General features: G+C 62.5%; 17 protein-coding genes and 1 pseudogene. 5 read left to right on the forward strand and 13 right to left on the reverse strand.

All coding sequences use genetic code 11. The features are described 5' to 3' along the window. Window positions 1-75: 75 nt before the first annotated feature. Window positions 76-1,110 carry a TRAP transporter substrate-binding protein DctP gene (dctP, locus tag KUW00_RS01520; RefSeq protein ID WP_222568077.1) on the reverse strand — a complete coding sequence of 345 codons (1,035 nt, stop codon included), beginning with the start codon at window positions 1,108-1,110 and terminating at the stop codon, window positions 76-78. A gap of 117 nt (window positions 1,111-1,227) precedes the next feature. Next, window positions 1,228-2,166 carry a LysR family transcriptional regulator gene (locus KUW00_RS01525; RefSeq protein WP_222568078.1) on the reverse strand — a complete coding sequence of 313 codons (939 nt, stop codon included), beginning with the start codon at window positions 2,164-2,166 and terminating at the stop codon, window positions 1,228-1,230. 137 nt (window positions 2,167-2,303) lie between these two features. Between KUW00_RS01525 and KUW00_RS01530 the strand changes: the two genes are divergently transcribed. Continuing rightward, window positions 2,304-3,092 (forward strand): transporter substrate-binding domain-containing protein, encoded by a 789-nt coding sequence (locus tag KUW00_RS01530; RefSeq protein ID WP_222568079.1) that lies wholly within the window; start codon window positions 2,304-2,306, stop codon window positions 3,090-3,092. Between the two features lie 153 nt (window positions 3,093-3,245). On the opposite strand, the gene KUW00_RS01535 is transcribed toward KUW00_RS01530, so the two are convergent. From KUW00_RS01535 to KUW00_RS01560, 6 genes are all read right to left on the reverse strand, one after another. After that, entirely contained in the window at window positions 3,246-4,391 is a 1,146-nt protein-coding gene (locus KUW00_RS01535) for a metal ABC transporter permease (protein ID WP_213227384.1), read from the reverse strand. After that, the gene (locus KUW00_RS01540) at window positions 4,388-5,536 is read right to left on the reverse strand and encodes a metal ABC transporter permease (protein WP_222568080.1); all 1,149 of its coding nucleotides are present in this window, start codon (window positions 5,534-5,536) and stop codon (window positions 4,388-4,390) included. The genes KUW00_RS01535 and KUW00_RS01540 overlap by 4 nt, the downstream gene beginning before the upstream one ends. Beyond that, window positions 5,533-6,369 carry a metal ABC transporter ATP-binding protein gene (locus KUW00_RS01545; RefSeq protein ID WP_222568081.1) on the reverse strand — a complete coding sequence of 279 codons (837 nt, stop codon included), beginning with the start codon at window positions 6,367-6,369 and terminating at the stop codon, window positions 5,533-5,535. Before KUW00_RS01545 ends, KUW00_RS01540 begins: the two co-directional genes overlap by 4 nt. A gap of 55 nt (window positions 6,370-6,424) precedes the next feature. Continuing rightward, a complete protein-coding gene (locus KUW00_RS01550) occupies window positions 6,425-7,432 on the reverse strand; it encodes a metal ABC transporter solute-binding protein, Zn/Mn family (protein ID WP_222568082.1) in 1,008 nt (335 codons plus the stop codon). A gap of 262 nt (window positions 7,433-7,694) precedes the next feature. Beyond that, window positions 7,695-8,141 carry a manganese-binding transcriptional regulator MntR gene (gene mntR / locus KUW00_RS01555; RefSeq protein ID WP_108131827.1) on the reverse strand — a complete coding sequence of 149 codons (447 nt, stop codon included), beginning with the start codon at window positions 8,139-8,141 and terminating at the stop codon, window positions 7,695-7,697. A 155-nt stretch (window positions 8,142-8,296) separates the two neighbouring features. Continuing rightward, window positions 8,297-10,816 (reverse strand): EAL domain-containing protein, encoded by a 2,520-nt coding sequence (locus KUW00_RS01560; protein ID WP_213227378.1) that lies wholly within the window; start codon window positions 10,814-10,816, stop codon window positions 8,297-8,299. Between the two features lie 803 nt (window positions 10,817-11,619). On the opposite strand from KUW00_RS01560, the gene KUW00_RS01565 reads away from it, so the two are divergent. After that, window positions 11,620-12,084, forward strand: a complete 465-nt coding sequence (locus KUW00_RS01565; protein ID WP_308812437.1) for an HPP family protein — start codon at window positions 11,620-11,622, stop codon at window positions 12,082-12,084. Between the two features lie 42 nt (window positions 12,085-12,126). Here the strand turns inward: KUW00_RS01565 and KUW00_RS01570 are convergent, their stop codons facing one another. The 3 genes from KUW00_RS01570 to KUW00_RS01580 form a co-directional block, all read right to left on the reverse strand. Continuing rightward, the gene (locus KUW00_RS01570) at window positions 12,127-13,524 is read right to left on the reverse strand and encodes an ATP-binding protein (protein ID WP_261391939.1); all 1,398 of its coding nucleotides are present in this window, start codon (window positions 13,522-13,524) and stop codon (window positions 12,127-12,129) included. Next, complete coding sequence (locus KUW00_RS01575) at window positions 13,524-14,198, reverse strand: response regulator transcription factor (protein ID WP_222568084.1); 675 nt, start codon at window positions 14,196-14,198, stop codon at window positions 13,524-13,526. Before KUW00_RS01575 ends, KUW00_RS01570 begins: the two co-directional genes overlap by 1 nt. A 269-nt stretch (window positions 14,199-14,467) precedes the next feature. Next, complete coding sequence (locus tag KUW00_RS01580) at window positions 14,468-14,656, reverse strand: DUF3008 family protein (RefSeq protein WP_108131823.1); 189 nt, start codon at window positions 14,654-14,656, stop codon at window positions 14,468-14,470. 613 nt (window positions 14,657-15,269) lie between these two features. On the opposite strand from KUW00_RS01580, the gene thpD reads away from it, so the two are divergent. After that, the gene (gene thpD, locus KUW00_RS01585) at window positions 15,270-16,196 is read left to right on the forward strand and encodes an ectoine hydroxylase (RefSeq protein WP_213227508.1); all 927 of its coding nucleotides are present in this window, start codon (window positions 15,270-15,272) and stop codon (window positions 16,194-16,196) included. 804 nt (window positions 16,197-17,000) lie between these two features. Here thpD and KUW00_RS22305 read toward each other — a convergent pair. Together KUW00_RS22305 and KUW00_RS01590 are read right to left on the reverse strand one after the other, a co-directional pair. Continuing rightward, window positions 17,001-17,197 (reverse strand): annotated as a pseudogene (locus tag KUW00_RS22305) (IS3 family transposase); the annotation flags it as partial. Between the two features lie 3 nt (window positions 17,198-17,200). Continuing rightward, the gene (locus KUW00_RS01590; RefSeq protein WP_222568085.1) at window positions 17,201-17,446 is read right to left on the reverse strand and encodes a hypothetical protein; all 246 of its coding nucleotides are present in this window, start codon (window positions 17,444-17,446) and stop codon (window positions 17,201-17,203) included. 321 nt (window positions 17,447-17,767) lie between these two features. On the opposite strand from KUW00_RS01590, the gene KUW00_RS01595 reads away from it, so the two are divergent. Together KUW00_RS01595 and KUW00_RS01600 are read left to right on the forward strand one after the other, a co-directional pair. Then, window positions 17,768-20,530 carry a DEAD/DEAH box helicase family protein gene (locus KUW00_RS01595; protein WP_222568086.1) on the forward strand — a complete coding sequence of 921 codons (2,763 nt, stop codon included), beginning with the start codon at window positions 17,768-17,770 and terminating at the stop codon, window positions 20,528-20,530. Beyond that, on the forward strand, window positions 20,530-21,045 hold the full coding sequence (locus KUW00_RS01600; RefSeq protein WP_222568087.1) for a hypothetical protein: 516 nt from the start codon (window positions 20,530-20,532) through the stop codon (window positions 21,043-21,045). Before KUW00_RS01595 ends, KUW00_RS01600 begins: the two co-directional genes overlap by 1 nt. Window positions 21,046-21,087 lie beyond the last annotated feature (42 nt).

The following is a 21,087-nucleotide window of genomic DNA, read 5'->3' on the forward strand; positions in this document are numbered from 1 at the left end:
CGACGGGTATGGCCACCAGGCGCTTGCTTGGGCTGTCTGGCTCAGGCCCGTCAGGGCCTGAGCACGGCCTAGCGGTTATTCGCTGCTGAGCTCGACGCCAGCGTCATCCAGGGCCATGTCGATGTAGCGCTGCTCGATGTTCTGGTCCTTGAGCCACTCCAGATAGGCCGGCTGGCCCTGCTGGCGGAAGGCCTCGAGCTGCTCGGCGCTGGGACGGATGACCTCCATGCCCTGCTCCTCGAGGTAGGCGATGCGCTCGTCGACCTTGGCCTGATTGTGCTCACGGGCCAGCTGGTTGGCCTCGGCCACCGCCTCGCGGAAGGCCGCCTGGGTCTCTTCATCCCAGCCGTTGATCATGCTGGCGTTGCCCACCAGGAACTGGTCGGAGTACTGGATGTTGGCCAGCGTCAGGTAGTCCTGCACCTCGTACAGGCTGCCCAGGATGATGTACATCGGCGGGTTCATCTGGCCGTCGGCGACGCCGGTCTTCAGCGCCATGTAGACCTCGGTCCAGGGGATCGGGGTGCCGGAGGCGCCAAAGGCTTCGTACAGGGCCACCTGACTCGGGTCCATGGCGCGGAAGCGCAGGCCCTCGAAGTCGGCCGGCTCGGCGATCGGTGTCTTGTCGTTGGTGAAGGCAAGGAAGCCGCCTTCCTCGACCACCGCCAGCAGCTCAAGCCCGGCGCGGCCCTCGAGATCGTCCTTCACCGCCTGCCAGTAGGCGCCTTCGTCGAAGAAGGTGCGGGCGTCATCGAAATCCTTGAACAGGAAGGGGATGGCGCTGACGAACACCTCGGGGACGATGGGCGACATGCCGGCGAAGGAGGCGATGTTCAGGCTCGGCGAGGCCATGGTCTGCTCCATGCGCTCCTGCTCTTCACCCAGCATGCTGTTGGGGTAGAGCTTGAGCTCGAGCTCACCGCCGGTCTTTTCTTCCACCAGTTCCTTGAGGTTGGTGGCGAAGACGTGGACGGCGTTCTTGTCCGGATCGGGGGCGCCGTTGTAGCTCAGGTTGACGGTGGTGGCGGCCAGCGCCGAAGCGGCCGACAGGCTCAGCGCCGCGGCGGTGGACAGGGCGGCGACCAGGGGAAGGGGACGAAACAGGCTCATGGGACTCTCCGGTGTTGTCGTGTTGTTGTAAAACGGCATCGTTGCAAGTCGATATCGAGACTAGGCGTTGTCGCGTTGACTAATCAAACCCTATGGCGTTGATCTTCAGGCAACGCCTCAGTAGCGGCAAGCTGCCGTGACGCGGGGGGCGTCATCCTGAAAGAAGCGCATGCCTCGTCTGAGATGGGACAGGCACGCCTCGGCGGCCACCGAGAGCGGGCGATCCTGGCGGCTGACGATCTGGGCGCGGGCACCATTGAGCACCGGATGGGCCAGCGGCAACACCCGGATCAGCCCCTGCTCGATATCGTCGGCAACGGTCAGTTCCGGCATGAAGGTGACACCGATCCCGGAGCGCACGAAGTTCTTCAGCACCGCCACCGAATTGGTGTGCAGCCGTGAGGTCAGATGCAGGCGTTCCTGGTGGGCCACCTGGTCGACCATCTGGCGCATGCCGAAGGGGTTGTCCATCAGCGCCAGCGGCCAGTCGCTGATTTCGTAGAGGGTCAGCGGCGTCTGGCGCCGCGTCAGCGGGTGGTCGGCGGGTACGATCAGGTCCAGCGGGTGGCGGCGCTCGACATGGCAATGCAGCGTCGGGTCCACCGGTGGGGCATACAGCAGCGCCAGGTCCACCTCGCGATCGCGGATCAGGGCCATGGCCTCGTTGACGCCGGCCATCACCACCACGATGTCGATGCCCGGGTGGGCGGTCATGAAGGTCTGCAGCGGGGCGTTGATCAGATCGGCGATGAAGCCTTCGCCCACCGCCAGACGGACTTCCCCGCTGTTCAGGCTCTGCAGGGCGTTGAGGCGTGACAGGGTGGCGCTCTCGGCGTCGCACTGGGCACGATGGTGGTCGACCAGCAGGCGTCCGGCTTCGGTCAGCGAGACGCCGTCGGGGTGGCGGGTCAGCAGGGGCGTCGCCAGTTCTTCTTCCTGGCGGCGGATCAGTCGGCTGATGGCCGAGACGTCCACATTGAGGTGGACGGCGGCGCCACGCAGCGACCCACGGCGCTGCACTTCACACAGATAGGCCAGGGCACGGCCGTTGAGCATCGGAATTCCTTGGTCGTGGTGGGGCGGTGTCTGTCATTGTCCTGCAAGTGGCTTGGCGGCGCAGGCGGAGAGTGGCAGACTCATCAGGCCCAAAAGGCATAGATCAATAACCATAACGCAAAAAAGGAATCTCACGGATGCGATCGTTTTCCCGCCCCCTGCTGCTTGGCGCCCTGATCGGGCTTTCCGCCCTTGCTTCCACCACCGTTCAGGCGGATGAGCCACTCAAGCTGGGGGTGGATATCCCGTTCGAGCCCTTCGAGTATCGTCTTCCCGATGGCACCCTTGCCGGTTTCGAGGTGGAACTCGGGGAAGAGGTGTGCCGGCGCATCCAGCGTCAGTGCGAGTGGGTCGAGCAGAGCTGGGATGGCATCATCCCGGGGCTGATGGCGCGCAAGTACGACGCCATCATGTCATCGATGGCGATCACCGAGGAGCGCAGACAGCAGGTGCTGTTCTCCGAACCCTACTATTCCAACCCCAGCGTGTGGGTGACCCTGCGTGACCAGCAGATCGACCCCGACGATCGCGACAGCCTCGAAGGCCTGACGGTGGGCGTGCAGCGCGGCACCATCCGCGACCGCTTCATCACCGACACCTATGGCGACATCATGGAGGTTCGTCGCTACGCCACCGCCGAGGACCTGGCGCTGGACGTCAAGACCGGACGCCTGGACAGCGCCTTCATGTACTACCCGCTGGCGCTGGCCAATCTGCAGGTGGGCGAGGCCGACAGCGAGGTGGTGGTCAGCTCCGAGTTGATCCGTGAGCCCAAGTCGTACTTCGGCCATGGTGTGGCGGTGGCCTTCCGTCCCCGCGACAAGGAGCTCGCCGAGCAGTTCAACCAGGCCCTGGCCGAGATCAAGGAAGACGGCACCTACGACGAGCTGATGCACAAGTACGTGGACTACGACATCAAGATCTGAGGATGGTCTGGCCTGGCCGGACCCTCGCCAGGCCCAGTAAGCGATTTTGCTACCGGTAGTTGGAACACGAAAAGGGCGGCCATTGGCCGCCCTTTTTGTTGCGCTAGCTGGGCTTATGTCGCTGCCAGAGGCGTATCCGGGTCCGCGCGGTGCTCAGGCCCCGGTTTCGGCCTTGGCGCCGGGCTCGAGTATCTCCCGGGCCAGGTTGCGTCCGGCCTGGGTCAGGTGCAGACGCTCGCCCTCCTGGACGACCAGATGGCGCTGGCGCGAGCGCTCCACCACCCGCTCGGCACGGGCGGGGTCCCACATCAGGTGATCACGCAGCGCCATGGTGACGTTTTCTACCGCCTTCTCCGGGCCGTCCTCGTGGTGATAGAGGTGCACCATCAGGGTACGGCTCTCGTTCAGCTCGCGCTGGCGGCGACGTTCGAGCCATTGAGCGAAGACGCCGTAGCGCGGGCCGAGGAGGAAGGCCAGGGCGAGGAAGACGCCGGTCATCACCGCCATCATTCCGCCGATGGAGACGTCCCAGGCCACCGCCAGGTAGTAGCCCGAGACGCTGGAGGCGGCGGCGATCAGCGAGGCGTAGACGAAGATCTTCCACAGCCGGTCGGTGAGCAGGTAGGCCGCCGAGGGCGGCACTATGACAAAGGCCACGAACAGCACCGCCCCCACAGCGTCGAAGGCGGCCACCGCGGTGCCGCTGGTCAACAGCAGCAGCACATAGAACAGCGCGGTAGGAGCGAAGCCCAGCGCCTTGGCCAGGGCGCTGTCGAAGGTGGCGAGCTTCAGCTCCTTGTAGAAGGCCGCCACGAAGGCCAGGTTCAGCGCCGTCATGGCCCCCATGGAGACCAGCGCCCGGGGCACCTCGACACCGCCGATAGGCAGGGTGTCGAGCCACACGAAGCCGATCTCGCCGAGCAGCACGGTGTGGGCATCGATGTGCACGTCGCTGGCGTAGAGGTTGATCAGCAGGACCCCGAGGGAAAACAGCACCGGGAACACCAGACCGATGGCGGCGTCCTTCTTGACCTTCTGCGTCGACACCAGCAGCTCGGTAAGAAACACCGTGAAGATGCCGGTGAGCGCCGCACCGATGATCTGCAGCGGGCCGCTGGCCTGGTGGGTCAGCAACCACACCACCACGATGCCGAAGACGATGGAATGTCCGATGGCGTCGGACAGCATGCTGGTGCCGCGCAGTACCAGAAAGGTCCCGACCAGGCTGGAGGCGATGCCGACGAGGGCGCCGACCAGCATGATCATCAGCGGAATATTGTTGAACAGCGATGCCATCATGCGCGGCCTCCCCGGCCAAGGTCATCGAGAATGCGCTCGGCCTCGCGACAGCCTTCCGGCGTCAGTACCCAGCGCTTGTGGTCACCGGGTTCGTGGGACGGCGGCGTCTGCTGGGTGATCAGGCCACGGGCGGTCAAGCGCTCCAGCGCGCGCCGGCTGTCGGTGCCCAGGTAGGCGTCCACCATGCGTTTCTCGGAGCGATACTGGCGATCGGCGTGGTGGCTGGCGAGCTGGTAGAGGGTGGTGAGCACCCGCTGGTGACGTAGCTGGCGCCGATCACGCTGAAGCTTGAGGATTTCCCACACAAAGCCCCGGCGAGGCGCAAACAGCAGCGATACCAGCACCACGCTGGACAGGCTCAGGATGATCAGCGGCCCGGTGGCGAGCCCCGGGCCGAGGGCACTGATCAAGGCGCCGGTGACGCCACCGACGATACCGAACAGCGCCGACAGCATGACCATGGTCTCCAGCTTGTTGGCCCACTGACGCGCCGCCACCGCCGGGGCGATGACCATGGCAGCCATCAGCACCACGCCGACCATCTGCAGGCCGACCACCACGGCCAGGGCGATCATCACCGTCATCAAGGCCTCGAGCAGTGTGACCGGCAGGCCCTGGGTGGCAGCGAATTCGGCGTCGAAGGACACCAGCTTGAATTCCTTCCACAGCCCGCCGACCAGCACCAGCGCCACGCCGCTGACGCCGGCCATGATCCACAGGTCGCTGCGCAGGGTGGCGGCGGCCTGGCCGAACAGGAAGGCGTCGAGCCCCCCCTGGGATGCGTTGCCGGTGCCCTGGATATAGGTCAACAGCACCACCCCTATGGCGAAGAACACGCTGAGCGAGATGCCAAGGGCGGCGTCGGTCTTGAGCCGGCTCATGCGGGTCAGCAGCAGCATCACCAGCGCCGCCAAGGAGCCTGTGAACAGCGCGCCGGCAAGGATGCTGCCCATCTCGCGGCCCCCGGCGATGATGAAGCCCAGGCAGACACCGGGTAGCGCCGCGTGGGACAGGGTATCGCCGAGCAGGCTCTGCTTGCGCAGCACCGCGAAACAGCCGAGCACGCCGCTGACCAGACCCAGCATCGCCGCGCCCATCACCACGTTCTGCAGGGTGTAGTCGCCGAGCAGGGCGTTCAGGCTCATCTCGGCACCTCTTCGCGACTTTCCTGCGGGCGCGTCTCGGGTCGCTGGCCGGCGAGCTCGCGCTCGGCGGGAATGGCGCCGGTGACATCGTCGAGCAGGGCGATCTGGCCGCCGTAGGCGCGGCGCAGGTTGTCGGCGGTATAGACGTCGTTGACCGGCCCCTGGGCGATCACTCGCACGTTGAGCATCAGCATCCAGTCGAAGTAGCTGCGCACCGTCTGCAGGTCGTGGTGGACCACGATCACCGTCTTGCCCTGGTCCCGCAGCCTGCGCAGGATGTCGACGATGGCGCGTTCGGTGGTGGCGTCGACGCCTGCCATGGGCTCATCGAGGAAGTAGACGTCGGCCTTCTGGACCAGCGCCCGGGCCAGGAACACCCGCTGCTGCTGGCCGCCGGACAACTGGCTGATCTGGCGATCGGCAAAGCCGTCCATGCCGACCATCTCCAGCGCCTGCATGGCCTCGTGTCGCTCGCGGCGGCCGGGACGCCTGAGCCAGCCCAGCCGGCCGTAGAGGCCCATGCCGACCACGTCCTGTGCGGTGGTGGGAAAGTCCCAGTCCACCGTGGAGCGCTGGGGCACGTAGCCGACCCGCCGCCGCGCCTGGCGGTAGGGGCGTCCATGCAGGGTGACGTGGCCGGCGACGCTGGGCACCAGGCCGAGGATGCTCTTGATCAAGGTGCTCTTGCCGGCGCCGTTGGGGCCGACGATGGCGGCCATGACACCGGGCGGTACGTCGAAATCGATGTCCCACAGCACCGGCTTGCCATGGTAGCTGACCGTCAGGTCCTCCACGTGGAGGGCCAGGTCGGGTTCGTGGAGCTGCTCGCTCATGGTGTGGCTCCTGTCGACCTCGCGGTGGCGTTCAAGCGCTGCGGGGTGGTGGTGTTCACTGGTCGGCGTCCTGGCTGGCGGAGGCGATCTGCGCCGCGAGGGCCTCGGGCAAGGGGGCGGGCTGACCGCCCAGGGCGCTGACGATATGCTCGGTGTTGCTCTTGAGCATGCCGATGTAGGTGCCCTCCAGGGTGCCCTTGGCGCCCATGGCGTCGGAATAGAGCTGACCGCCGATCTCGACCCGGTGGTCCTGATCGGCGGCGGCGTCGATCACCGCCTGGACGGTGCGCGGATTGATGGTGCTCTCGACGAACATGGCGGGAACGCCACGCTCGACCACCAGCTCGGCCATGCGGCGAATATCGGCCACGCCGGTCTCGGTGGCGGTGGATAGCCCCTGGATGCCGGCCACCTCGATGCCGTAGGCGCGTCCGTAGTAGCCGAAGGCGTCGTGGGCGGTCACCAGGATGCGCTGCTCGGCGGGGACGCTGTCGATGCTGGCCTGAATCCAGTCATCGAGTTCGGCCAGTGACGCCTGGTAGACCTCGGCGCGCTGCTGCATGGCCTCGGCACAGTGCGGACGCTGCTCTCCCAGCAGTTCCGCGATGACCGGAACGTTCCGGGCCCAGAGTCCTGCATCCATCCACAGGTGGGGGTCGACGCCATAGGCGTCCTGGGTGTGGATAAGTTGGTCGTCGCCGACGGCCTGCTCACTTACCGCAGCGGTGGGCTTGATCCGGGAAAATCGATCGAACACCTTGCCGAGCTGGCCCTCCAGTGAAAAGCCGCTGTAAAGGATCAGCTCGGCCTGATCGAGATCGTGCACGTCACGGGCGCTGGCCTGGTACAGGTGGGGATCGATCCCCGGCCCCATCATGGTGTTGACCGCGACGCAGTCGCCGCCCACCTGCTCGACCAGATCACCGAGCATGCCGACAGTGACGACCACATCCAGCGGTGCCTGTGTCTTTGCGGCGTCGGATTGGGCGTGAACCTGGGGGGTGGTCAGAGCGGCCAGCGAGGCCAGGGTCAGCAGGGCCGAAGCCGGGGCTGAACGACGCATGAACAGGGCTCCTCGGGGCAAGAACGACGCGCAAGCAGCACCGAAGTGCTATTTGGCTATCATTTATAGACGTGGCTAAGTTTTGGCGCCTAAGGCCCCTCGCGTCAAGCATCGAGCGCTAATCGAGGTGATCGAGTCAGGCTATCCGCGCGTTGGAGCGCACCGACAGGCCCTGTTGCCTGGAGGCGGCCCGGGGCTGGCAGAGGGCTGGCATAGGGTTGGCAGAGCGGGGCACGGAGCCGGATAAGCCCCGGCGATGGCGTCAGCCTTTCAGAAAGCGTTCGAAGGCGGCCAGGGTCTCGGCGCTGACATGGTGCTCGATGCCTTCAGCGTCGACCCGCGCGGTTTCGGGATTGATGCCCAGCTTGATCAGGAAGGCTTCGACGATCTGGTGTCGTTCGCGGCTGGCATCGGCCAGGGCCTTGCCCTTGTCGGTCAGGAAGATGCCGCGATAGGGGCGCTTGATGATCAGGCCCTCATCATCGAGACGCTTTAGCATCTTGGCGACGGTGGGCTGGGCGACGCCCAGGCGGCGGGCGATATCGGTCTGGCGCGCTTCACCGCCGTCGGTGATCAGATCCGAGATCAGCTCGACGTAGTCTTCGATCAGTTCGGTGCGGCGTGCGTCTCGTGCCTTGCGAAACCCCTCGACGTGGCTTTCCGGGGAAATCAGCGATGCGCGTTCGTCGTGGTTGAGGGGGTCGTTCATGGGGGATGGAGTCGCCTCGGGTCAGGGTGTCCATCTTGCCAATTGGTGGCGGTAATGCAAGTTCAGCAAAGGTGATACCTCACGTAGAGGTGTTCCGCGGGAAGAGGCGTACCCGAGTCGAGACCTTCTCGCATATGCCCATGTCAGAGAAATCGTCAGCCCTGAAGCAGTGGCATCGCCGATCCACCTACCGGCAGTCGGCGGCGCGACGACAGGGCCAGGAATTGATGGAGGGGAAGGGGCTTCGAGTACAGATAACCCTGGAATGAACGACAGCCCAGCTCCAGCAGCCGCTTTTGCTGCTCCACGGTTTCGACACCCTCGGCGATGACACCGAGTTGCAGGGTCTGGGCGAGGGCGATGATGGTCTGGGCGATGGGAGCCGCAGTGGGGTCATCGGTCAGATCGCGGACGAAGGCCACATCGATCTTCAGGCTGTCCAGCGGGAGGCGCTTGAGGTAGGCCAGAGAGGAATAGCCGGTACCGAAGTCATCGATGGCGAAGCGCACCCCGAGGGTGCGCAGGTGGGTCAGGGTATCGATGACCGGATAGGCCTCACCCAGCATCAAGGACTCGGTGAGCTCCAGGGTCAGCTGGCTTGCAGGCGCCCCGGTATCCGTCAGGGCCCTCTCCACGCCGGTGACGAAGTCGGCGCGCTGGAATTCCCGGGCGCTGACGTTGACCGACAGGGTCCAGGCGCTTCTGTGGGGGTCGTGTTGCCAGTCGGCCAGCAGCTCACAGGTCTTGCGCAGCACCCAGTTGCCCAGTTCGATGATCTGGCCGGTGTCCTCGGCCAGGCTGATGAAGGCACTCGGCGAGACCAGCCCCAGCTCCGGATGCTCCCAGCGCAGCAGTACCTCTGCGCCGGTAATCGTGCCCTGGTGATCGACCTGAGGCTGCAGGTACTGGCGCAATTGCTCGCCGACGACCGCGTCCTTGAGCTGTCGCTCGAGCCTGAGTCGAGCATTCAGGCGCTCGACCATGCTGGCTTCAAAGGCGCAAGGACGCTGGGCGGCCTCGCTCTTGCTCTCGAGCAGGGCCAGGCCAGCGCGCTTGAGCAGTTCGCTGACGCCGAGGTCACCGCCACGAAACAACAGGTAGCCGCCGCTGACGCGGCAGCTGTGGCGCTCGCCGGCCAGCGAATAGTCGCCGTTCAAGGATTCCAGTACGCTGCGTGCCTTTTCCCTGGCCTGCCCCATGGCATTCTCAGGGGAGACCGAGAGACCGTCGTAGAGCAGCGCAAATTCATTGCTGCTCAGCCGCGCCAGATCGTTGGCTTGCCTGGCCCAGGGCCTGAGACGGGCCGCCAGCGCCTTGAGCAGGCGATCTCCGGTGGCCTGACCGAGGGCATCATTGATGCCCTTGAAGTTGTCGATATCCACCAGCAGCAACATGATGTGCCGGCCACTGATGTCGCTGGCCAGTTGCAGGGCGTGGATGCGCTCCTGCAGCGAGCTGCGATTGGGCAAGGTGGTCAGACCGTCGTGATAGGCCTGGTAACGGATATGCTGCTGGGCGTCATGGTGGGCGGAGGTATCGCTGAGGGTGGCGACAAAATGCCCGCTACCGTCTTCATCGGCGCGTACACGATTGATGCTCAGGCGCGCAGGGAAGCGGCGACCTTGGCGGTGTCGGACCTCGACATCGCCGATCCAGGCGCCATTTTCTCGCAGCGAGCGCAGTACCTGGCTGCGATGCTGATCGAGCCGCAGCAGGGTGTTGAGCTTGAGCATCGAGTGGCCCTGGAGGTCGGTGTGGGGCACTCCTGTCAGGGTCTCGAAGGCGTGGTTGCACATGATCATGCGGGCACGCTGATCCAGCAGTACGACGCCATCGTGCATCGATTCGATGACATCCACCAACTGGCGGCGTGAGACCTGCATGCGCATGGCGCTGTCCTGTAGTCGCCTGTCGACAAGCACCGTGACCAGGGTGGCCACCGCAAACAGAAATGACAGCACGGCGACGGCGGTGGCCAGTAGCGAGCCGTGATGGGCCATTGGTGTTGTCGCCTGCCAGCCTGGGTCCGGCAGAAAGTACACCGCCATCATGGCCGAATAGTGCATGCTGCAGATGGCCAGGGCGGCAAACACCGCTGCCAGCAGGCTGCCCAGGCGAATGCCCTGCACGCGGGGCAAATCTCTGGACGCATGGAAGCTGTAGATGCTGGCGATACCAAAGGGCAGCGAGATCACCAGTGACAGCAGCAAGGGAATGGGAGCGAAGCGCATGCTGGCAGGCGCCTCCATGGCTGCCATGCCGGTGTAGTGCATGGTGGCGATACCCAGCCCCAGCAGGCATCCCGCGATGATCTTGCGCGTGGTGGACAGTCCCCTGCGAGCCATCGCCGCCACGGCGATCAGGCCGGCGACCACCGCCGGCAGCAAAGAAGCCAGGGTCAGCCACAGACCATGATGGGCGGGAAAGGGCAGACGATAGGCGAGCATGCCGGTGAAGTGCATGCTCCAGATGCCTAGCCCCATCATGGTGCCACCGGCCAGCCACCAGGCCCTGCGTCGATGTTGCCATCGCGCAGAGTGAACGCGTTCGCCGACGGCCATGGCCGAATACACCGATACCAGTGCCACCAGACACGACAGGACGACGAGCCAGGGCGTGTGTACTCCCTGTATGGCCTGGGCGACCTGCGGGTAGGTAATAAAGATGGGCGGCATGGGTCGGGGTGGGTCCCTTGTAGTAAGGCCTTAAGACAACCTCTTCATTGATTAGCATGACCTGGCGCGTAGAGCAAAGGCTCCTGCCGGGCTGAGTGGTCGCCAAGCCAGCATGATGGATCCGCGTTTGAGTATAGAATTGTCGGTCAATGCTTGCGTGATACAGGGCGCTATATTGTTGTCCTGGCGGTGAAAAAAGTGTAAATGCCGACGTCTGGCTCAGAGAAGAAAATCATAGTAGGCAGGCGTTGTCAGGCGCTGAGACAGCGCTGATAAAGTGCCGTTGTCTTTAGTCGAGTCGACCCTGGTTGCCGATTCGGGCAAAGATTTTGGTCAACATCTATATGTGCGGCCTCGGGTCGTCGACCTTGTTTTACTGCTGTCTGGCGTGTGCGGTGCAGACCTCACCGGCAATGGGGTGCGCCAACGATGCCTATGCCTATGCCGAGCCGTCGCTTGGCGCAGGCGCTACCCACCGACAATTTCAGGGCGAAAGCCGTCCACAAGGATACATTGCAAGACCGGCGAAACCTCGACGGCGGTGTCGTCCGGGAGAGGCCTCGCGCCAGCATCCCGAGGCCAATTCGCAGCCTGACCAGGTTGGCGGGGAGCTGCCTGACACTATCGCTTTTGCTATAGATGCATGCCAAAAGGCTATTTCCCTCGGGATGTCACCTTTGCAAGAGTATGCGGCCCTTTTGAATGAGTCGGCAGGACAACCGGGGTGGCGGGTGGTGAAAACGTATCTGGGCAAGATGAAAGGTGGGAACGCTGAGCGTGGGCAACTGTGCTGGAAGGATGCCTTGTGGTCGTGGGTTGGCGCCTTTGTCGGCATGGCCGGCGTCGGCTGGTTGAGCCACGAATGGCTATCGACTCAGGCACTGTTGATGATCGGCTCCTTCGGTGCGACTTCTGTGCTGTTGTATTCCACCCCTGACAGCCCTCTGGCGCAGCCCCGTAATGTTCTGGGCGGCAATGTCCTGTCAGCTCTGGTCGGCGTGCTCTGCTGGCTATGGCTGGGGGATGACTGGCTGGCTGCCGCGGTCGCGGTCTCCAGTTCGATTCTGGTGATGCAGTTGACCCACACCCTGCACCCCCCAGGCGGCGCAACGGCCTTGATCGCGGTCATTGGCTCACCGGAGCTGCACGCGTTGGGGTGGGGATACGCGCTGGTACCGGTGGCGGCGGGGTGCCTGCTGCTGTTGGTGATCGCTACCCTGATCAACAATCTGGCCCGGCATCGTCGATACCCACGCCATTGGTGGTGAGGTGACGATGCGTGACGGCGTGCTGCACGGCCGGGTGGCATGTCAGCGTCGCCAGCGCAGTGTGGCGTTCAACCCTCCAGACTCACGGTTGTTCAGGCTGACTTCGACCTCTTGCTGATGAGCCAGTGCAAGCACGATGGAAAGGCCCAGACCGCTACCGGTGATGGTGGCGTCGCTGGCGCGGTGGAAGCGCTCGGCGACACGCTCCATGTGCGTATCGGGAATGCCGGGGCCGCTATCGAGGATGCTTAGGCGAACACCCTGGGGCTCTGCCTGGAGGATGGCTTCGATGGTGCCACCGTCGGGTGTGTAGCGCAGCGCGTTGTCCAGCAGATTGCGGATCATGATGCCGAGCTCCGTGGCATTGCCCATGACCGTGGTCGGGTCGACGTCTTCCAGGCGGAGTTGCTGGCCACGGGCGTCGGCCAGCGGCCAGAGCTCGGCCGCGAGGTCCAGCAGCAGGGAGCGCAGGTCTACGCTTTCCGGTGCCGCGGCGGTGTGGCGATCGACCCGTGCGAGTACCAGAAGCTGCTCTACCACGCGCTGGAGTCGTTCGACGCCCTGACGAGCCTTGGGCAGGGCGTCGCCTTCACCCGCCAGGGCGTTGTCCAGGTGGATCTTGAGGGCTGCCAACGGAGTGCGCAGCTCGTGGGCGGCATCGGCGGTGAAACGTCTCTCCTTTTCCAGGGTCGCCTTGAGTCGCCCGATAAAGTCATTGAGCGACCCTCTGAGGCCAGCCAGTTCCGTCGGTACGTCCAGTGCTATGCGGCTGAGGTCGGCGGAATCGCGATGCTCCACCTGCTGCGATAGTCGCTCGATGGGGCGCAAGCCGCGCTGGATATGGCGCAGCACCAGCAACAGGCACAGCGGCATCAGCAGTAGCATGGGCCAGAGGTGATTGAGTGCGATGCGCTCGATGATGTCGAGGAAGAAGTCCCGCTCGATACCGATCTGTAGCCACAGACCACGACCCGGGGCATGCAGGGCAAAGACTCGCCAGCGAGACTCTCCCAGCGATCGCCACTCGAAACCCTGCTCACCAGGTGGCGGCATCTGGGGCTGGCGATCGACGCCTTGCCATCCAGGGCCAATCACCACCGGCTGGCCGGTCTCGGTCCACAGTCCGAAGCCCATCTTGCGCTCTTCGTGGTGATAGGTCTGGCCGGGTGCCACCGGCAGGTCATCGGACGTGCCGCTGTCGGTGTACAGGTGGGCGCTGGCCTTGCGCTGGTCCATCCATCGGGCCAGACGTTGATAGTCGTCTGTCTCGGGTGCCTCGGGGAGCATGCTCATCAGCCCCCTGCCGGTGAAGGCGAGCTGGGCATCGAGGATCTCCTCCAGCTCGTTTTGCGAGATCAGCCAGGCGGCCACCACCGACAATAGCGCCACCATGGCCAGGGATAGAGCCAGGGTGCGGAAAAGATAGCGATGGATCGACATCACGGGGTGATGGCCAGGAAGTCGGTATTGAGGCGATAGCCGATGCCACGCACCGTGGTGATCATCTCCTTGTGCAGCTTCTTGCGAAGATGATGAACGTGAACTTCCAGCGCATTGGACTCGAGTTCTTCGCCCCAGCCGTAAAGCAGGCTCTCCAGGCGGGGACGCGACAGTACCTGGCCGGGATGACGGGCGAGCTCGATCAGCAGGGCGAACTCGCGACGACTCAGGGCGATACCGCGTCCCTTCCAGTCGACACAATGGCGAGCCTCATCGATGCACAGCGTGCCGACGTCGATGGTGGAACTGGCGCGACCGGCCGCTCGTCGAATCACCACGCGCAGGCGCGCCAGCAGTTCCTGGAGGTCGAAGGGCTTCAGTACATCGTCGTCTGCCCCGGCGTCCAAGCCCTGGATACGTTCTTCCACGGCGTCACGGGCGGTGAGGATCAGGACCGGCAGGGCAGTTTGCTGGCGCAGGCGTCTCAGGATTTCCAGTCCATCGCAGTCGGGCAGGCCAAGGTCGAGGATCACCACCGAGAACGCCTCCAGGGCCAGAGCCTCGAGAGCCGGCTTGCCGCAGGTGAACCAGTCGACTGCATAGCCCTCTCGTTCAAGTGCGACCTTGATACCGTCCCCCAACAGAGGGTCATCCTCCACCAGTAGTGCCCGCATGGCGTCTTCTCCGTCGATCTACCCAACTGTCTCTCAGGCAGTATGGGGCGCAAAACCTTAATCTACGCTTAAGGATCGACGGGAGCCTTGATCCGACGCTGTTCTCTGGCTAGGCGCTGTCCGAAAAGTCGACGAGCGAAGGTTAGACAAGGCAAAAAATCGGTGAGAAAGCGCAGTTTACGGGGTGTAAATGAGCATTTTGACCGGGCTGGCGCACCAGCCGATTTTTAACGCCGTATTACCGAGCGCAGGCACTTTTCAGACAAGCCCTAGGACTGCGAATCGTGCCTGGGCTTGCCGGTACGCTCGGTCGACGCCATCTTTTCCAGTTCGTCTTCGCTCATCGAGTCGTACATCGACCGGGCGGCACCGTCGAGTTCGCTCACCTTCTGTTCTCCGCGCTTGGCAGCGAGGGCCGCTCCTGCCGCCATCTGCTGGGCTTTCGATTTCGCTGGCATGGTTACCTCCTTGAAGGGAAAGAAGATTGTCGTACCGGCGTAAATAGTTTGCTGCCTGGCAGGCTCTACAGATCCAACGACGAAAAGCCAGACTCCGCCAGGTTCGACCCGGATCAGTCCCAGCATAATCACTTGCCATGAACGTCTTCAACGCCAGTTGCCTGAATACCGAAACGTATCCAGAGGCGAGTGGGCGAAATCACATGGAAGGAAGAGCGACGTTCGCCAGGGAGTGTGTCGGCCTGTGTTCTTTCGTGGAGGTATCCTTTCGCTGGAGGTTTTTGCGCTTTTGCCTGGGCATAGCGGTGCTACCTTGGCCGCCGCCGAATCTGACCGTCGAGATTCGAAGTAATGTGAAGAAGTGAAGTCACACGGCGTTACAACTCTTTTCAATAATAAGTACGAAACAGCGTCCTGCTCTGGCAGCGTCTGATGACGACGTAAAGGATTACCTTGATGACTTTCGAATTGACGTTGTTCAGACGCTATTGCAACAGCTTTGACGTAAAGCGCCCATCGAGTCTTGTCCGCGACGGTTCATTGGTGACTCGGCCAGGCATGGCGTCTTCGTCTTTCGTTCAGCGATTCTGCCATGACAAGGGAGCAAGCCACCATGCGAGATACACAGGATCTTTTTCCGACACGCCTGGAGCGCAAGCTGGGCATGTTCGAGCGCATCGACCCGGTCGTTCATTGCGATGAACAGCAGCGAGCGAATGGCCCCCTCAGCGAAGAAGAGCTTGATGAGTTTGATAGAAAAGGCTTTCTCTCTTTCGAGAACTTCTTCGACAAAGAAGAGATGGATGCCTTTATCCAGGAATTGCGGGAGTACGAAGAGGACGAAGACCTCAAATTGTCCGAAGGGACGGTGCTGGAGCCCGGAAAACAGGAGATCCGGTCAATCTTCGGCATACATCAGGTCTCGGATCGTTTCAGCCGTCTGACACGGGACCCGAGGCTATTGGCCATGGTGCAGCAGATACTCGGTAGCGACGTCTACATCCATCAGTCTCGTATCAACTACAAGCCCGGCTTCAAGGGGAAAGGTTTTGACTGGCACTCGGACTTCGAGACCTGGCATAGCGAAGACGGCATGCCTCGGATGCGGTCACTGAGCTGCTCGATCATTCTGACGGATAACGGTGAATTCAACGGCCCCTTGATGCTGATACCAGGGTCCCACAAGCAGTTCGTTCCTTGTGTCGGGCGCACCCCGGAGGACAACTACAAGGAGTCATTGAAGAGCCAGGACATCGGTGTTCCTGATGCCGCCAGCCTGAAGAAACTGATGCTGGAGAACGATATAGAGGCGCCGAAAGGCGATTCTGGCTCATTGGTGATGTTCGAGTGCAATACGCTGCACGGCTCCAATATCAATATGTCCTGCTGGCCGAGAAGTAACCTGTTCTTCGTCTATAACAGTGTCGAGAATACCCTCCACGACCCCTACTGCGGCAACAAGCCTCGCCCCGAGTTCCTGGCCACGCGCAAGGACTACAGCCCGCTCACACCTGTCGAAGGAAAGCGTCAGGAAGAGTGAGAGCCGACGCCACCTACCTCTCCGCCATCACAGGCACTGTCACGCGCTTACCTGGCCATCGTCGCTGGGGCTCGAGATCTTCCAGCAGCAAACGCCACCTTGATACACAAGGTGGCATTTTCGTCGGTGTTGGTGGAGGCAGCGGGAATCGAACCCCTGGGTCTGTAGAGAGCGCCGACTTTGCCCTTGGCTCTGCTTTTCTGGGGGTGTGCCCTGAAACGAAAAATGCCACCTTTGGGAAGGTGGCATCTTTCTGGTGTTGGTGGAGTCGGCGGGAATCGAACCCCCTGGGTCTGTAGAGAGCGCCGACCTCGCCCTTGGGTCTTCTTTGCCTTTGGGATCTGTCGGACACAAAAAAGCCACCTTCAGATGAGGTGGCCTTTTCGTCGGTGTTGGTGGAGGCGGCGTCCCGCTAAAAGTATCGTCAAACATTTGATTTTTGGGTTATTTCTATTTTTTAAATTTCTTGGTACCCCCACAGGTACCCCCGCTATTTTTTGCTTAGTAGGCATCGGTGGTTCAGCAGAATCGGGAGATCTGAAAATGTCGTTCTATAGGTAAAAATAATCAAAATTGCGGTTTTTGATAGTTTTAATGATTGGTCGTGCGGCTTCGGTCTCGCTGCTGTACGTCACCCTGTCGAGAAGGCTGTTTGGTGGAGAAACCCTCCACTGGTGTCCGCGTCCTATTCTGGTCAATTCAGCGTACACATTTTCACCCCGCAGCTGCCAATTCAATCTCCCCCGGCGTCTGTTAGCCTTGGGTCGAGAGGAGTTGGCAGCTGTTGTACTCCATTTCGATTTAGTTAATCACGTCGCGCCACGCTGATTTTTGGCTCGCATACCACTGGCCCCCATCCACTCGCTTTTCAGTGAGCCGAAGAAGCGCTCCATGACGGCATTGTCCCAGCGGTTCCCCTTATGGCTCATCGGAGCTTGGAAAGTATACCCGTCCAGCGTGCTGCGGTACTCATGCGACGCGTATTGGCTGCCGCGGACACTTTCCTACAAAACTCGCTGATTGAGGGGCTGCAACGTGGCCAGTTCAAAGCCCAGCGACTTCGCACGCCGGTGCAGGTTACCCACCAGTCCTTGCCGATAGCGCGCCTCATAGTAATCGACGCCAGGATCCTGAGCCGCCGAGCCATAGCGCAGGGTGTTATAGAACAGCAGAGCCAGCTTGCGCGCGCTGGTCGTCACCGCCTTGACCTTGCCGGTGCGACTTGCCAGCTGGCGGTAGTATGCGCTCATCACCGTCTGCGTTCGCTCGATGACATTTGCCGCCAGTCGCAACAGGACCGCCGATCGGCTCTTAATCCGCCGCGTTCGCAATAACAGTAGCTTGCCGCCAGAGATCTTGTTGCTCGGCGATAGGGCTAACCAGGACTCAATGACTCCAGCTCCAACAGGAAAACCTGTTCATTAGCCGGTACTCTTGGGGTAGAGCCTTTTCGTCTCTAGGCGATTGAGCAGCACTCAGCAAGGGCTGCTGGCCTATTCGGGCCGCCAGGGAAGAGGCAGACAGAGCAGACGTGGGACCACCCACGCGATGACCAGGGGATGGAGGGAGCCGTGCAACAGCCGGAGGAGCAGGCCAGGAGCCGGATCGATCAGCTGCTGAGAGATGCAGGCTGGGTGATCCAGGACAGAAGCGACTTCGACCGACAGGCGGCGTTCGGGGTGGCCGTCAGGGAGTTCCACCTGCCCGCCGGTTACTGTGACTACCTGCTGTTCATCGATGGCAAGGCGGCCGGCGTCATCGAGGCCAAGAAGGCCGGGGTGACGCTCAGTGGCGTGGCCGAGCAGTCGGCCAAGTACGTGGCCGAGCTGCCTGAGCACCTTGCCCGCTGGGAGCAGCGGCTTGTCTATCACTATGAGAGCACCGGAGACGAGACCTTTTTCTGCAACCTGCGCGACCCCAAGCCGCGCTCTCGTCGTGTGTTTGCCTTCCACCGTCCGGAAACACTGCATGAGTGGCTACGCCAGACGGAGACCCTGCGAGCCCGTCTGCGCCACCTGCCGCTCCTTGAGACCCAAGGGCTGCGTGACTGTCAGATCGAGGCCATTGAGGGTCTGGAGAAGTCGCTAGCGGAGGATCGTCTGCGAGCACTGATCCAACTGGCCACAGGCTCGGGAAAGACCTTCACCGCCTGCAGTTTCTCCTATCGCCTGATCCGCCATGCGGGCGCTAGGCGCATCCTGTTCCTGGTGGATCGCAACAACCTTGGCGACCAGACCCTCAAGGAGTTCCAGAACTTCCAGCCAGTGGGCGCGACCAACCGCTTTACCGATACCTACATCGTTCAGCACCTGCACGGGCACCACATCGACCCCGATGCCAAGGTGGTGATCACCACCATCCAGCGCCTCTACGCCATGCTGCGTGGCAAGCCGCTGGACGAAGCCGACGAGGAGGCCTCGGCCTTCGAGCAGTGGGAGGGCGAGCACGGGGAACCGCTGCCCCTCGGCTACAACCCTGAGATCCCCATCGAGACCTTCGACTTCATCATCACCGACGAGTGTCACCGTTCCATCTACGGACTGTGGCGCCAGGTGCTGGAGTACTTCGACGCTTCGCTCATCGGCCTGACAGCAACCCCCTCCAAGCACACCCTGGGTTTCTTCAACCAGAACCTGGTGGCCGAGTACCCCTACGAGCGCTCGGTGGTCGATGGGGTCAACGTCGGCTACGAGATCTACCGCATTCGCACCCGGGTGACCGAGGAGGGTGGCAAGGTGGAGCCCGGCGACGTGGGCTACCAGGTGCCGGTGCGTGACCGGCGCACGCGGCAGATGCGCTACGAGACACTGGACGAGGAGTTCGAGTACACCGGCAAGGAGCTCGATCGCTCGGTAGTGAACCCCAACCAGATCCGCACCGTGCTGCAGACCTACCGTGAGCGCGTGTTCACCGAGCTGTTCCCGGAGCGCACGGGGGAGTGGCTGCCCAAGACCCTGATCTTCGCCAAGGACGACAACCACGCCGAAGAGATCGTGCATGCGGTGCGCGAGGTGTTCGGCGAGGGAAACGATTTCGCCAAGAAGATCACCTACCGCAACAGCGGCGAGGACCCCAAGGCGCTGATCAAGGCCTTCCGGGTCGACCCCATGCCCCGGGTCGCCGTCACCGTGGACATGGTCGCCACCGGTACCGACATCAAGCCAGTGGAGGTGCTGATCTTCATGCGCGACGTGAAGTCCGAGGGCTACTACGAGCAGATGAAGGGGCGCGGCGTGCGCACCATTCCCGATGCCGACCTCAAGGCGGTGACCCCGGACGCCGAAACCAAGACCCGCTTCATCCTGATCGACGCCGTCGGGGTGACAGAATCGAAGAAGAATGCCAGCCAACCCCTGGAGCGCAAGCGGTCGCTGAGCTTCGATGCGCTGCTGGAACAGGTCGCCATGGGCCGGCGCGATGATGATGCCATGTCCTCCCTGGCGGCCCGGCTATCCGCCCTGGATCGCAAGCTGACCGACGAGGACCGCAGCCGCCTGGCCGAAGCCAGTGGCGGCCAGGCACCTCGCCAGCTGGCCAACCGGCTGCTCGATGCCATCGACCCGGACAGCCAGCAGGCCGCCGTCACCGACCGGCATGGTCCGGCCCCTACGCCAGAGCAGGAACAAGCCGTGGTGGGGGAATTGATGGATGAAGCGTGCCGGCCCTTCGACAAGCCGGCGCTGCGCACCCTGCTCAAGGAGATCAAGCAGAAGCGCGATATCGTCATCGACGAGGTGACCACCGACGCCCTGGTCCACGCCGACTTCGACCACCAGCGGGCCGAGCAGACCATTACCAGCTTCAAGGCCTTCATCGAGGAGAACCGGGACGAGCTGACCGCCCTGCAGATTCTCTACAACCAGCCGCTGGGCCAGCAGCGGCTCACCTATGGCGCCATTCGTGAACTGGTCAACGCCATGCTGGAGAAGCCCCCTCACCTGGCGGTGGCCAATGTTTGGCAGGCCTACAAGCGCCTGGAGGCCTCTCAGGTACGCGGTGCCCCGGTGGATGAGCAGCTCACCGAGGTGGTCAGTCTGGTGCGCTATGCCCTTGGGCAGACCGATACCCTGGAGCCCATCGACGCCGTGGTGGAGCGCCGGTTCAACCTCTGGCTGGGCCGAGAGAAGAAAGCCGGACGTGAGTACAACGCCGAGCAGGAGGCGTGGCTGCGGGCCATCGCCGCCTACCTCGCCGCCAATGCCGAGATCTCCCCGCGAGATTTCATGGAAGTCCCCAGCCTGGCCGATCAGGGTGGTATCCTCCGCGCCAGACAGGTACTGGGTAACGGACTGAATGAGATGCTAAATGAGCTACAAGAGGCGCTGGTAGCGTGATGGAAGCTGATCAATTGTCTAGGAACTGGGCACTGGCAACCATCGAAGATGTTGCTGAGTACGTGCAGAGGGGGAAGTCGCCCAAATATGCAGACCTTAGCGATCTGCCAGTCATAAACCAAAAGTGTGTTCGGTGGCATGGGCTGGAGAAAGAGTTTGTAAAATATGTCCACGAGGATCAAATTGCCAAGTGGGATGAAGTCCGTTACCTAAAGAAGGGCGATTTACTTTGGAATTCTACTGGAACAGGCACTATAGGCCGTGCTTGTTTGTATAAAGGTGAGTTCCCACGTGCGGTTGTCGATAGCCATGTCACCATCGTGCGCTCAAACGCAAAGATTGCCGATCCTGGGTATGTTCATTTTTTTGTGATGTCACCCTTGGTTCAGAAAAACTTCGAGGCCATGCAGTCTGGCTCAACCAACCAGGTGGAGCTATCAGGGAAAACGCATGAAAAACCGCGCTACGACGGGCTTCGTAGCGCTTTACCAGTAGGAGCTTATGTGGTCATCTAGCAGCTTTTGCTCATGGATGATCCGATGCTGACACCGTCTCTT

Origin of the sequence: Halomonas sp. DP5N14-9 (genome assembly GCF_019802175.1) — a bacterium.
Lineage (GTDB): Bacteria > Pseudomonadota > Gammaproteobacteria > Pseudomonadales > Halomonadaceae > Halomonas > Halomonas litopenaei.